The 13929-nt window shown below is 34.9% G+C and carries 13 protein-coding genes, 1 tRNA gene and 1 pseudogene; 14 read left to right on the top strand and 1 reads right to left on the bottom strand.

Annotated features, from left to right (window positions below; translation table 11 throughout):
* Positions 1 to 2: 2 nt before the first annotated feature.
* Positions 3 to 1490 (bottom strand): murein biosynthesis integral membrane protein MurJ, encoded by a 1488-nt coding sequence (gene murJ / locus AAGD79_RS06845; RefSeq protein ID WP_010962984.1) that lies wholly within the window; start codon positions 1488 to 1490, stop codon positions 3 to 5.
* Positions 1491 to 1640: 150 nt separating this feature from the next.
* Here murJ and AAGD79_RS06840 point away from each other — a divergent pair.
* The 14 genes and pseudogenes from AAGD79_RS06840 to polA all read left to right on the top strand — a co-directional run bounded on the left by AAGD79_RS06840 (position 1641) and on the right by polA (position 13897).
* A tRNA-His gene (locus tag AAGD79_RS06840) sits at positions 1641 to 1716 on the top strand.
* Between the two features lie 187 nt (positions 1717 to 1903).
* Positions 1904 to 3826: a tRNA uridine-5-carboxymethylaminomethyl(34) synthesis enzyme MnmG gene (gene mnmG, locus AAGD79_RS06835; protein WP_265043355.1), complete on the top strand. Its 1923-nt coding sequence runs from the start codon at positions 1904 to 1906 to the stop codon at positions 3824 to 3826.
* A gap of 8 nt (positions 3827 to 3834) precedes the next feature.
* Positions 3835 to 5502 (top strand): aminopeptidase P family protein, encoded by a 1668-nt coding sequence (locus AAGD79_RS06830; RefSeq protein ID WP_341811364.1) that lies wholly within the window; start codon positions 3835 to 3837, stop codon positions 5500 to 5502.
* 121 nt (positions 5503 to 5623) lie between these two features.
* A complete protein-coding gene (locus AAGD79_RS06825) occupies positions 5624 to 5989 on the top strand; it encodes a hypothetical protein (RefSeq protein ID WP_341811363.1) in 366 nt (121 codons plus the stop codon).
* Positions 5990 to 6386: 397 nt separating this feature from the next.
* The gene (locus AAGD79_RS06820) at positions 6387 to 7031 is read left to right on the top strand and encodes an alpha/beta hydrolase (RefSeq protein ID WP_015589325.1); all 645 of its coding nucleotides are present in this window, start codon (positions 6387 to 6389) and stop codon (positions 7029 to 7031) included.
* 5 nt (positions 7032 to 7036) lie between these two features.
* On the top strand, positions 7037 to 7843 hold the full coding sequence (locus AAGD79_RS06815) for an SDR family oxidoreductase (protein WP_213863192.1): 807 nt from the start codon (positions 7037 to 7039) through the stop codon (positions 7841 to 7843).
* 232 nt (positions 7844 to 8075) lie between these two features.
* A complete protein-coding gene (locus AAGD79_RS06810; protein ID WP_213863658.1) occupies positions 8076 to 8378 on the top strand; it encodes a transposase in 303 nt (100 codons plus the stop codon).
* Positions 8363 to 8581 (top strand): annotated as a pseudogene (locus AAGD79_RS06805) (IS3 family transposase); the annotation flags it as partial. The gene AAGD79_RS06810 and the pseudogene AAGD79_RS06805, both read left to right, overlap by 16 nt.
* Before the next feature lie 18 nt (positions 8582 to 8599).
* Complete coding sequence (locus tag AAGD79_RS06800) at positions 8600 to 8782, top strand: hypothetical protein (RefSeq protein ID WP_341811145.1); 183 nt, start codon at positions 8600 to 8602, stop codon at positions 8780 to 8782.
* A gap of 122 nt (positions 8783 to 8904) precedes the next feature.
* Positions 8905 to 9081 (top strand): hypothetical protein, encoded by a 177-nt coding sequence (locus AAGD79_RS06795; protein WP_182319925.1) that lies wholly within the window; start codon positions 8905 to 8907, stop codon positions 9079 to 9081.
* On the top strand, positions 9075 to 10739 hold the full coding sequence (locus tag AAGD79_RS06790) for a recombinase family protein (protein ID WP_341811362.1): 1665 nt from the start codon (positions 9075 to 9077) through the stop codon (positions 10737 to 10739). The genes AAGD79_RS06795 and AAGD79_RS06790 overlap by 7 nt, the downstream gene beginning before the upstream one ends.
* A gap of 19 nt (positions 10740 to 10758) precedes the next feature.
* A complete protein-coding gene (locus tag AAGD79_RS07050; RefSeq protein ID WP_010082071.1) occupies positions 10759 to 10920 on the top strand; it encodes a DDE-type integrase/transposase/recombinase in 162 nt (53 codons plus the stop codon).
* Positions 10913 to 11077, top strand: a complete 165-nt coding sequence (locus AAGD79_RS06785) for an IS3 family transposase (protein ID WP_084741697.1) — start codon at positions 10913 to 10915, stop codon at positions 11075 to 11077. The genes AAGD79_RS07050 and AAGD79_RS06785 overlap by 8 nt, the downstream gene beginning before the upstream one ends.
* A gap of 243 nt (positions 11078 to 11320) precedes the next feature.
* Positions 11321 to 13897 carry a DNA polymerase I gene (gene polA / locus AAGD79_RS06780; protein WP_341811361.1) on the top strand — a complete coding sequence of 859 codons (2577 nt, stop codon included), beginning with the start codon at positions 11321 to 11323 and terminating at the stop codon, positions 13895 to 13897.
* Positions 13898 to 13929 lie beyond the last annotated feature (32 nt).

Raw genomic sequence — 13929 nt, 5'->3', positions numbered from 1 at the left:
ATTTACACATGCTTAAAGTTTCCCTTAAATATTAAATAGAGAATACCAAAATAAACAATAACACTCAAAGCTATTAAAGTCGTTAAATAAACAATACGAGCCAACATTTTATCAAAAAATAATCCTGCCAACAAAGAATTAAAAATATAAAGGGCTATTGACATGACTGCCGTTGCTACAAAAATTTTCATGACATTTAACAATAACGCTTGGCTAACCTTATACATTTTATTTATTGTTAAATAACTAATTAATAGAATAGAGTTTATCCAAGTGGAAACGGAAGTAGCAATAGCAATCCCCGTATGCTGATACTCGTTCATTAACAAAAGGTTTAGCACTACATTAATTCCAAGACACATTAGCGAAAATATGGTTGGTATTTTCAGATTGCCTTTAGCAAAAAATGTAGGTAGCAATACTTTATTTATAATAAATGCAGGTAAAGAAAGAGAAAATGCTATTAAAGTGGGAACAGTTTGCTGCACTGCATAATGATCAAACCGGCCGTAAGAAAAAAGCGTAAGTAAAATTATGTCGGGAATAATGATAAAGGCAGCAGTTGTTGGCATAATTAACATTAATCCTATGTTGAGAGCCTTGTTCTGTATTTTGACTATATTTTCAGTATTATCCACCTGTTTTGAAATTAAAGGAAGAAGCACTGTACCAATTGCAGTACCGATTATTCCCTGCGGTAGTTGATTTAGTCTATCGGCATAATATATATAGGACACCGCATTTGGTATAAAACTCGCCATGATTGTATCAATCCATAAGCTTATTTGAGTTACACAATTGTTGATAATTGCAGGTATCACACGCTTAAAAAACAACCTTACTTCATTGCTTAATTCAAGGCTAAAAGAAAAAGCTGCCTTTAACTTGTATGCACTAAATAGTATCAAAAGTAGCTGGAAAATTCCTCCTATAAGGACAGCTATAGAAAGATTGTGTGCTGGAGTTTTTACGTAAGGCACAAACAAACTGATGATTAAACAGAGATTCAAAACGATTGGTGCAATAGCTGTTGAAGCAAAATGCTGCTTTACTTGCAGCATTCCACCAATAAGTGATGCAATTGAAACAAAGATTATGTAGGGCATCATAATTCTTGATAAAGTAACAGTAAGGGTAAACTTACTTTGGTCAAATCCAGGAGCAAAAATTTGAATCATATAAGGGGAGAAAGTTTGCATGATAAGGCAAAAAATTACTAAGATAATAAACGTAATGGATATTACACTACTTGCAAAATTAAATGCCTTTTTATTATCATATGATTCTGTCGAGTATAACGGTATGAATGAGGTAGTGAACGCTCCTTCTGCAAAAAATGCTCGAAATAGATTGGCAAAGCGAAACGAAGAAAAAAATATGTCTGCAAGAGAGTTCGCACCAATAACCGTAGCAATCAATACATCCCTTATTAACCCTGAGATCCTTGAAATAGCCGTAAAAAAACTAAATGTGAAAATACTTTTAAACATATCACTACTTCATTAGTGTCGATACAATTAACTATAATAGTAAAAATATCAATGAAAATATTTATTGGCTAAACTTAAAACCCTCTGCAAAAGGAGAGTTAAATAATCAATTGACTATTTGCGCTCTTATGTTAGAAATTTTATATCTTGGCGGGCGTAGCTCAGTTGGTAGAGCGTCAGTTTGTGGTACTGAATGTCGCCAGTTCGATCCTGGTCGCTCGCCCCACTAAAACCCGATAATTTGAAAAACCGTCATCCCGCTGCTTGTTAGCGGGATCTAGAGATACCGTGACGGTATGACGTGAGTTAGCTATACATTGGCCACTGATGATTGAAATAGTTAATTACTGTAAAATTTGACATTAACCGCTAATAGTTAGAATATTAGTAGAGTAAGAATTACTCAAGAAGGCATGCATAAATATGATGTAGTAGTAGTAGGTGGTGGTCATGCAGGGTGCGAAGCTGCTGCTGCTGCAGCTCGCCTTGGTGCAAACACGCTGCTTATAACTCATAAAATTTCAACTATAGGGGAAATGTCCTGCAATCCAGCAATCGGAGGAGTTGCAAAGGGCGTTGTAGTCAGGGAAGTTGACGCTCTTGATGGAATAATGGGAAGAGCAATCGATCAAGCAAGTATACACTCAGTCATTTTAAATAGCAGCAGAGGTGCGGCGGTGTGGGGACCACGTGCACAGGCAGACCGAAAATTGTACAAGCAAGCAATACAGGAAATTATTCTAAATTATAACAATTTGACGGTAAAAGAAGAGTCGGTTGACGATTTCCTTATAGAGAGTAATAACAATGGAGAATTGTGCATTAAAGCTGTAATAACAAGCTCAGGGGAACATATACTAACAGGTAAAGTTGTTTTAACTACGGGAACTTTCCTGCAAGGTGTAATTCATATAGGAGAGCAGGTAACTCCTTCAGGGAGAATGGGAGATAAGCCTGCAGTAGAACTTGCAAATACGTTGAAGAAATATAATTTTAAATTAGGTAGATTGCGCACCGGAACTCCGCCAAGGCTTGATCGTGGCACTATAAACTGGTCAATATTGCAAGAACAAGTGGGTGATAATCCACCTGTGCCGTTTTCTTATCTCACAGAAAAAATTAACCAACCTCAGGTATCATGCTTTATTACCCATACTAATGAAAACACGCATAAAATAATTAGAGAGAATCTGCACAGGTCAGCTTCTTCGTATTTGGATGATATTATAGCACCAAGATACTGCCCATCCATTGAAACTAAGGTTAAAAAATTCGCAGAAAAAAGTAGTCATCAAATATTTTTAGAACCAGAGGGCTTGAATGATGATACTGTATACCCAAACGGAATTTCAAATTCATTGCCTGTTGAAGTGCAGCGTGAAATGATAAAGAGTATTAAAGGACTTGAAAATGCAGAAATATTGAGGTCTGGATATGCAGTTGAGTATGACTATATTGATCCACGAGAACTAAGCCATACTCTTGAAACTAAGAAAATTAAAGGCCTATATTTTGCTGGCCAAATTAATGGCACTACTGGATATGAAGAAGCAGCAGGGCAAGGAATTATTGCCGGAATTAATGCAGCACTCTCTGCATCTGAAAAAAAAGAAAGCTTTGTTCTTCATCGCACAGACTCATATATCGGCGTAATGATAGATGATCTAGTCACCAAAGGGGTGATCGAACCTTATAGATTATTTACCTCGCGTGCAGAATATAGGCTAGCTATCAGGTCAGACAATGCAGATAGGAGATTAACACAAAAAGGTTATGATATTTCCCTTGTGTCGCATGAGAGATACTCTGTTTTACAGAATAAACTTAAATCTATTAAGCAACTTGAAGAAAAACTAGAGAGTTTGACGATTACTCCTGAGCAGCTTAGGTCTTATGGTATCAAAATATCTTATGATGGGATAAGAAAAACGGCACTAGATCTACTTAGCTATCCAAACATCGACTGGAATAAATTACAAGAAATATGGCCGGAGTTAAGCAGCATCACGCGCTGGGATGGCACCGCAATGGGTAGCATAACTAAGAATGAAATATGCGAAGCGGTTGAAATTGAAGCAAAATACAAACCTTATCTAATAAGACAAGAAGCGGATATGAAGTTTTTACGAGAGGAAATTAACACTCAAATTCCAATTGATTTTAACTATTCACAAGTTAAAGGCCTGTCAAGTGAAGTAATAGAAAAGTTGCAGACGATAAAACCAGCGACGATTGGCATTGCAAAGCAAATACAAGGCATCACTCCTGCAGCGATAGTGAGCATATTAGTGTATTTGAGAAACAGGAAAACGAAAGTGGCTGCTAATTTTGTATGAGGTGTTCTATGTCAAAAATCGAAGAATTTCGTTCTTTTATGCACGAGATAAACGTTGATGCATTTATGTTGCATACTAAAGATGAATATTTAAATGAGTATTCAGAGGAGCTAACAAAGCTGTGTGGCTTTACAGGAACAAATGGGCTACTTATCGTTACAAAAGACAACAAGTGCCCATTTTTTACGGATGGACGCTATATTACACAAGCTCGCAATCAGCTTGATCGGGGCAATTTTCAAGTATATAATATACAAGAAGAGGATCCACGCGAATGGATAAAAGCAAACTTAACATCGACTGCCTCACTAGGTTATTATTTGCAATATTTTACCATCGAAGATATAAGAAAGTATGAGAATATCTGTAAATTAATACCCTGTTTAGCTGGAAAAAAAAGTGACTATCGAAAACAAGCAGTGGTTTTACATTCTATTAAATATGCTGGTAAAAGTAGTAAGGACAAATGTGAAAAAATAGCTAGAAGCGTAGATAAAGGAGCTGAAGCAGTGCTTTTAACTGATCCAAATTCAATTTCATGGTTATTAAATTTAAGAAACGAAAATGCTAAATATACTCCATGTATATTGGGTCGTGCTATATTGTATAAAAGCGGTAATGTTGATTTGTTTATTCAAGATAAAGAACATTCAACTATAGAAGCAAATTTAGGCAATCATGTAAATATTTTTGATATTAGTGAGCTAGAAAATTCGCTGCACAAGCTAAATTCAATAGTTATAGATCCAAATACAACTCCAATGAGTATCATGGCTGTAATAAAAGATAAACAGGTAGCTGAGAGAGAAGATCCTTGTCTAATTTATAAAGCAGCAAAAAACCAAACTGAAATAGCTGGGGCTATAAATGCGCATATCAGAGATGGAGTGGCAGTTACAAATTTTCTATATTGGCTTGAAAATAATGTTGGTACAGAACTTGAAGCTGAAGAAAAGATTTTAGAATACAGAAAAGAGCAGAATTTGTTTAAGCAACTAAGTTTTCCAATAATTTCAGCATTTAATGAGAATGGAGCAATAATTCACTATCGTGCAAGCAGTAAGACGAATAAGGTAATTCAGAAAGATGGACTGTATTTGATTGATTCTGGTGGTCAGTACCTTGACGGCACAACTGATGTGACAAGAACTGTAGTAGTTGGTAATCCGACCAATGAGCAAATAACCCACTATACAATAGTACTCAAGGCTCACATTGCTATAGCAAGTGTCGTCTTTCCCCCCGGCACTACTGGTGGAGAATTGGATATATTGGCACGTACGCATTTATGGAAATTTGGAATGGACTATATGCATGGTACAGGGCATGGAGTAGGAAGTTACCTATCAGTACACGAAGGACCACAAGCAATATCAAAAAGTAATAAAGTGAAACTCACGCCAGGGATGATACTTTCCAACGAACCTGGCTATTACATTCCGGGAGAGTATGGAATAAGGATTGAAAATCTGATGTATGTCAACAGACAAGAAAACGGCTTCTTAAACTTTAAACAACTGACCTCTATTCCATATGATAGAAGACTAATAAATGTGCAAATGTTTACTAAGGATGAAATTGAATGGATAAATGGCTACCATCAATTTGTCTATAAAAACTTAGAAAATAGCGTAAAAGATAAGGAATGGTTAAAGAAGGTATGTGACCCTTTATAAGCAAAGGAGCATTTTTTATTATTTAAAAAGTATTAATGCAATTGTGACAGGTATTTTGTATTGTTTTTAATTTTAAAATAATATATAATAAAGAACACGTATTTTTAGGTAGGTTATAATTATGATAGACAAAGGGCAAGAAGATGAATTTATGAAGCAGTATATGGATACTTGCAAAGAGCAAATAGAAAAATTAGCCAAGGATCCTGAATTGCTTAATCAGACTTTAAAACCATTTATGCAAATGTCTCAGCAGCTTATGGCTGGCGGTATGTTAGAAGGGGCTATGCCTGGCATGATACCTGATTTGGGCAGTATGGATGTTAACAAGATGATTGCTCAGATGAAGGAAATGATTGACTGCATAAGAGGTAACTATAAGGAACTAATGAAAGAGCACAGCTCGCAGATTCAAGAGCTTGATGAATCCAGTAAAAAGCTAAGAGGCTTAGTTAAAAAATTGATAGAAAAGATCGAAAGTAAGTAAATAACATCTGGATTTCTGTCATTCTATATACAACTTTCTAGTTGGACGGTAAGTCGAGGTCAATTATTGATGCCATGCAAGTAGTGTAGCTACTTGCATAGCATTTATACCAGTTTTCGTAAATAAATAAGGTACGTTGCTTAAGGCTGCAGTTATAGTGAGGTATTTTTTCTAGTTTGTTTTCTTATTTCTGAGGTTTATAGCTAAGGTTTTCCCTACGTCATACCGCGATTCATTCGCGGTATCTCAGCCGCTAACGAGTAGCGGAATGACGGTTTTTCAAATCGTCGATGAACCTAAGTTACTTTATCTGTAGTATCGGGAACGTAATTGCACATAGGTTTTACAAATTTGAAAATTAGTGTTAAATAAAAATATAAACGCAAAAGGAAAAGAAATGATTGAACTTAAAGGCCCAGAAATTTGTGCAGGCGGAAATAAGAAAAATTTGATTATTTTTTTACATGGTTGGGGCTCAAGTGGCGATAATTTCATTCACCTTGCTAAAGTTATGAGCAAGTTTTTACTGGGTTCATATTTTGCAGTACCCAATGCTCCGTTTGAAAGAGAAATAGGTGATGGTTATCAGTGGTTCAGCTTGGAAGATCGTAGTGAGGAAGCGCTATATAATGGAGTAAAAAATGCTACATCAATTGTAAATCATTTCATTGATACAAAATTAAAGGAGCTTAATTTAAAAGATACGCAACTTTCTTTAGTTGGATTTTCTCAAGGAGCAATGCTTGCAATACATACAGCTCTCACCCGCTCTCAATCCTGTGCATCAGTTGTTGCATACTCTGGTAGATTTCTTTCACCTTCAAAAACTGCACCAGAGATCAAGTCAAAACCTAACATATGTGTTATCCATGGTGATGCTGACGACGTGGTACCTTTTTCGTCCCTCGACTTAGCGGTTAAAGCTCTGAAAGAAAATGGAGTAAATGTTGAAGGACACCCAATTCATGCATTAGGGCATATTATTAATGAAGAGGGAATAAAATTAGGAGTAGAATTTATCAAGAAGAATTTTAAAAATTAATTTTCATGCACTTGTTTTGCTTTGGTTATGGATATGTAGCTAAATTTTTATCGAAAAAATTACTGAACTTAGGTTGGAAAGTCAGTGGCACATCAAGAAGTAAAAATATACAAGATGTAATCCTCTTTAATTATGAGAAAGTTAGTCAAGATCTGCTTAAAAGCGCAACGCACGTTTTAATTTCTATTCCTCCAGATGGCGATGATGTTGTGGAGAGATACGGTGATTGCCTGCAAAATGTAAAATGGCTTGGTTATTTGTCTGCAACTAGCGTCTATGGTGATCACTCTGGTAATTGGGTGGATGAGGAATCTGAAACAAGACCTATAGAAATCAGAGGAGAAAAGCGCCTTAAATCTGAAAAGAAGTGGCTAAATAGCAAACTGCCTGTACATATTTTTCGTTTAGCTGGAATATACGGCCCTAGTAGGAACGTGTTAATTGACTTGCAGCTTGGCAAAGCAAGAAATGTGAAAAAAGAAGGGCATTTTTTTTCTCGTATTCACGTTGAAGATATATCAAATATTTTATTTTCTTCCATGCAAAACATAAAACCTGGTGAAATATACAATTGTGCAGACGATTTACCCACTACACAATCTGAAGTGGTAATATATGCGACCAAACTTCTCAATGTTAGCCCTCCAGAACCAATTGAGTTACCAGATTATGCACAGAGTTTTTATTTAGGATCAAAGAGAGTAAGTAATGTTAAAATTAAAAAAGATCTTAATGTCTCTCTAATTTATCCTAACTACAAGGTGGGATTAGAGAGTTTGCACGTAAACAAAACTGAAATCACATCAGAATGATAGATAGGCTTATTGTCACTGCCATTAAGTTAAGGAAAGAATGGTTAAAAACTGAACTAAAAAGTCAGAAATAATTAAGGATTTATGACAAATGCTGAAACAGAATAGAGTAAACTTTAAAGCAGATAAACTCTGAAGTGTAAATTACTTAAGAAATAGTGACCTTACCCAGAAAAAGTGGAGAGAAAGAAAGGAGTTTTTTTGGGTAAAATAAAATTTTGGAGGATTAGAAATGGTAAGAGAATATACAGCAGAATTCAAATTGGAAGCTGTTAAACTGGCAAATGAACAAAGAAAGGTAGGTCAACCAGTTGCAAAAGTAGCAAGAGATCTAGGAATAAGGGATAGTGTATTAGGAAAATGGATAAAGAAACACAACGAAAAAAAGTCGGCAGCAGATGCATTTCCAGGTAGAGGTAACATGGCTCCTTACGACAAAGAGAGGTTTGATTTACAAAGCAAGAGTAACAAGGGAAAGAGACATTTAAAAAAAAGCCCTGGCCAGTCAAAAAGAGTAAAATATTTTTTTATATAGTAACTGCTATAAAGTACAGGAATTATGTAGGATTTTCTGCTAGTGGCTACTATAAGTGGACCACAAGAAAAATAAGCAGTAGAGAATCAGCAAATAAAGAGCTACTCGCAGCTATTCAAAAAATATATCAAGTTTCTAAATGTAGATATGGAGCTCCTAAAATTCATGCTGAATTGAAGGCTTTGGGTAAAAGTTGCAATTTGAAAACGGTGCAAAGTATTATGCAGAAAAATGACATCAGGGCTATACTGAGAAGAAAGTTTAAAATTAAAAAACAACAAACAGATAATAGAGCTGTAGCTCCCAATATACTAGATCAAAACTTTATTGTTGATCAACCAAATAAAGTATGGGATTACTTACATCAAAACCAAGGAGGGACTCCGCCAACAATATTGCAATAAACCTGAAACTTGAGAAGACTATTTCCCGAAAGCTTCTACAAAAAGAACGGAGAGTTGAATTTATTTATAGAGCTAATGATCAAATAACCATATGTCTCGATGGATAATATATGGTAGAGCTCATGGGCAACAAGAAATTAATAGTTCGTATTAGTTGTAGTTATGAAGTAAATCGATTAGCAGAGTTGTATCTATTAGATGCATATGAAAAATTAGTGTTAAGTAAACCAATAAAAGCGAGCAAAAAGGAAGAAAACTCTGAATATAAGAAAGTAGATTTGAGGACGGTAAAATGGTAACAGTTAGTTTATATGCAAGAGTTTCTTCAGGGAAGCAAGCACAAGAAGATACAATAGCAAGCCAAATTGCTACTATAGAGAATCAAATTAGTATGGATGGACATAAATTATTAAATGAATATAAATTTATTGATAATGGTTATAGTGGTTCTAACATAATCCGTCCTGGTTTGGAAAAATTACGTGATAAAATAGCAGAAGGTAACATTGATAAGGTTTATATTCATTCTCCTGATCGTTTATCTCGTAAGTATGCATATCAGATGATATTACTTGAAGAGTTTAAGAAATTAGGAGTGGAAGTCATTTTTTTAAATCATCAAATTAGCGATAATCCAGAATCTCAATTACTATTACAAATGCAAGGTATGATAGCAGAATACGAACGTGCAAAAATCATGGAACGAAGTCGTCGAGGAAAGATTTATGCAGCAAATAAGGGTTGTATAAGTGTAATGAGTGCTGCTCCTTATGGCTATCGTTATATAAACAAAAATACAGAAACAGGACAGGCCTTATTTGAGATTTATGAAGAAGAAGCTGAAGTTGTTCGTAAAGTATTTTCTTGGGTAGGAAGAGAAAGAGCCAGTATAGGAGAAGTATGTCGTAGGCTAAGTGCTATGTCCATTATGACGAGAACTGGAAAAGAGTATTGGGATAGGGCTGTAGTTTTGAGTATGTTAAAAAACTCTGCTTATAAAGGACAAGCAGCTTTTGGTAAAACAAGGTTTGGTGTCAAACTAAAACATATAAGACCGAAAAAAAACTCCTGCGAGCATCCAAAAGATAATTATTCTACTTATCCTGTTCCAAAAGAGGATTGGATTTATATTAAAGTACCTAGTATAGTAAGCGAAGATTTATTTGAAATCGTTCAAGAACAATTAGCTGAGAATAGAAAAATAGCAAGAACAAGACAAAGAGGAGCAAGACATTTATTGCAAGGTTTAGTAGTATGTAAGCTTTGCAATTATGCATATTATGGTACTAGCACTGCAAGGAATAAGGAGGGGGAAAAAACTAATAATCAGGTATATTATCGTTGTGTTGGCACGGATTCATACCGTTTTGGCGGTAATAAAATGTGTAACAACAAATTAATTCGTACAGATACATTAGACATGGCTGTGTGGGAAGAGGTAAAACATCTATTAAAAAATCCAAATAGAATATTAGAGGAGTATAAACGTAGACTTTCAGAACTTAAAAAATCACCACTAGATCAAAAAAGTGCTTTGCTTGAAATACAAGAAGATAAGTTAAAACGAGGTATTGCAAGGTTAATTGATAGTTATGCTCAAGAATATATTGATCAAGAAGAATTTGAGCCAAGAATTAAAGCAATGAAACAAAACTTAAAAATGGTTGAAGAACAAAAGAAAAAGATATTTGATCAGAAAAAACTCACACAAGAGTTAACTCTAGTAGTAACAAATTTAGAGGGGTTTTCCTCTAGTATTAACTCAAGTCTTAATAATGCAGACTGGCTAACTAAACGTGATATTATTAGAACGTTAGTTAAGCGAATTGAGATTAATTTTGAGGATGTAAACATTGTGTTTAGAGTAAAAGAGCTTCCAGACTCTTTTCATATGGAGAAAAATCAATGCTTGCAATGTTGTTGTAGGGGTAGGGATGGCTATATTTGGCAGCAATAATTCTCACGTATGGTAGTTAATGAGTAGTGCAATAAATAAACAATTGGTTATGAACTCTTTATTAATGGCCATTAATAGGCGTAAACCTGTTAAAAATCTACTGCTGCACAGTGACCAAGGTTCACAATATACTGCGCAAGGGTATCAATATCTCTTAGCTGTAAAGAATATAGATGAGTAATAAAGGCTGTTGTTACGACAATTCTGTTGCAGAAAGCTTCTTTAGCTCATTGAAAAGAGAAATACTTATTGATACTTCACAACACTCTGCTCAACACACTAGAACTGCAATATTTGAATACATAGAAATTTTTTATAACAAACAACGTCACTATTAACTATTGCATTCCAGAACAATTTGATGCATCATTCTTTTTGTAAAAAACATTCCACACTTTCTCTCCACTTTTTCTGGGTAAGGTCAAATTTCTTCTACTAGGTTTTGATATTACATATGTGTACATCCCCATCATGAATGCTATTTTCGGTAAAATCTCTTACAACGCTCAAAAGCAGAAAAACAAAAACTTGATTTTCTCAGCTAAATAGTGGACCATCAAAAGCACGCATAAATATCTACAATGAAAGAAAAAACTTTCACAATCATCGATGGCTATGGTTTTCTTTTCAGAGCTTACTATGTACTACCTCACTTAATTACCACAACAGGAATGCCAATAGGTGGTGTATATGGCTTTCTGAATATGGTTCTTAAGTACATTGCCCATTCGGACTACTTAATTATAGCACTTGATGCAGGGAAAAAGAATTTTAGGCACAATTTATATTCTGAATACAAAGCAAACAGAGTAACGCCTCCTGAGGATCTCACTTCACAGTTTGCAATATTGAGAGAAGCGGTAGAAGCTTTTAACCTCAGCTATGAAGAAATTGAAGGTTATGAAGCAGATGACATAATCGCAACACTAGCTGCAAAATACGCCAACCACCAAGACTTTAAAGTGGTAGTCGTTTCATCAGATAAAGATTTGTTTCAACTCTTGAACCACAATATTTTAATATTCGACCCCATTAAAAATATATACATAGATGAAAAACGAGTAGTAGAAAAATTTGGTGTAAACTCACACAAGCTTCTTGATTTATTTTCTCTAACTGGTGATGCATCTGATAACATTCCAGGCGTTCCAGGAATAGGCCCAAAAACTGCCACTAAATTATTAGATGAATTTGATTCATTGAATAATATTATAGAGAACATTGATAACATCGAGCAAACGAGGATTCGTAATATTCTTACCGAACATAAGGAAAAAGCACTAATTTCAAGAGAACTTTTATCACTATGCGAAAAAGTAGACCTTCAACATGATATTGCAAAATATGAAGTCCATTCTCCAAACATGGAGAAATTGTTATCCTTTTTAAAGAAGTATGAATTCAATTCCTTGATAGGGAAAGTGGAAAAGCTTTTTTCCTATAGTGGGTCTAGCACAGAAGAAAAAATAGAGTATAGTAGTGAAGAGTTAGAGAAATTTTTAGAGCACTGTAGATATGAAGGCAAAATTGCAATTCATTACCACCTTGAAAACAATGTATTAAGTCTATCTTATAGCGAAAGTAATATTTTTTATATAGAGCAAGACAGCATACAAGATGCACTCATTATAATTAACTCAACTTTACTCTCAAATGGGGCGCTTAAAATAATACATAACATTAAAGAAATCAGGAAAATCTTCCCTACAGTAGAGAAGATGCTAGATTCAGTTGATGATTTGATGATAATGTCGTATAGCTTGGATACAGGAAAGCATGATCACAGTATTCCAAACATAGTTGCGCATAATTTGAGTGAAAATGCAGAAATTTTCTCGGCAAAAACTTTAATAGCAATTCATGAAAAGCTAAAGCAAAGGTTATTTCAGGAAAAATTGCTCACAATTTACGAGCGCTTCGATAAGCCACTTATGAAAGTAATATTTGATATGGAGAAAAATGGGATATTACTGAACATACAAAAATTACAGGAGCTGTCCGATAAATTTCAGCAGGTAATTGCCGTGCTTGAAGATGAGATATATAATTTGGCAGGAGAAAGATTTAATATTGCTTCGCCAAAACAATTAAGTGATGTTTTATTCAACAAAATGGGGCTTAATAAAAAGAAAAAGTCAAAAAAATCTGGATCGTATAGCACCAATTATGAAGTTCTAGAGGCACTCGAAGAAGAAGGGGTAGAAATCGCAAGTAAAATTCTAAATTGGCGACATTTAAGTAAATTAAAAGGCACCTACACTGATGCGCTAATAAAGCAAGTTGATTCCATTGATGGTAGAATACACACAAGCTTTTCAACGACTGCAACTGCAACTGGAAGGCTGAGCTCCAGCAATCCTAATTTACAGAATATTCCTATCAGAAGCGAAGAGGGAAATCTCATCAGACAAGCATTTATTGCGCCAAAAGGGCATAAGATAATTTCTGCTGACTATTCACAAATAGAGTTAAGACTCCTGGCACACGTTGCAAACGTTGCAGCATTTAAAGAAGCTTTTGCAAACGGACAAGATATTCATGAGATCACCGCTAGGCAAGTTTTTGGAGTGCAAGAAATAGATGAGCAATTAAGACGCAAAGCAAAATCCATCAATTTTGGAATTATATATGGCATTAGCCCATTTGGTCTTGCAAAGCGGCTTGGAATTACCATTGCGGAAGCTGCTGAATACATTAATTACTATTTTTCCTGTTACCCAGAAATAAAGGCCTATATGGAAAAAGCAGTGTCTATCGCAAGACTGCATGGTTATGTAGAAACTTTGTTTGGCAGGAGATGCTTTGTAAGAGACATAAACAATACAATTCCTTATATAAGACAATTTGCAGAAAGGGCAGCAATAAACGCACCACTGCAAGGCACCGCCGCTGATATAATAAAACGTGCGACGATTCAGCTTTTTGACCAATTAAAAGTAGGTAAAATAATCCTCCAGGTTCACGATGAACTACTGGTTGAAGTAGAAGACGAAAAGGTACAAGAAACAGCAAAACTTATGAAAGATATAATGGAAAATGCAATAGAAATTTCTGTACCACTTGAAGTAGAAATAAAAGTTGGCGACAACTGGGGTCTAAATTCCCTTAATTATGACTTAAACATCGTGAATTCTAGGAGTATAAATCATTTGAACTAATACGAAAAATATGTTAGAATAGAACATAGCAA

Origin of the sequence: Wolbachia endosymbiont (group A) of Oxytorus armatus (assembly GCF_964027005.1) — a bacterium.
Lineage (GTDB): Bacteria > Pseudomonadota > Alphaproteobacteria > Rickettsiales > Anaplasmataceae > Wolbachia > Wolbachia pipientis.
The sequence above is the reverse complement of the archived record's forward strand: the minus strand, read 5'-3'. Positions and strand labels throughout refer to the sequence as shown.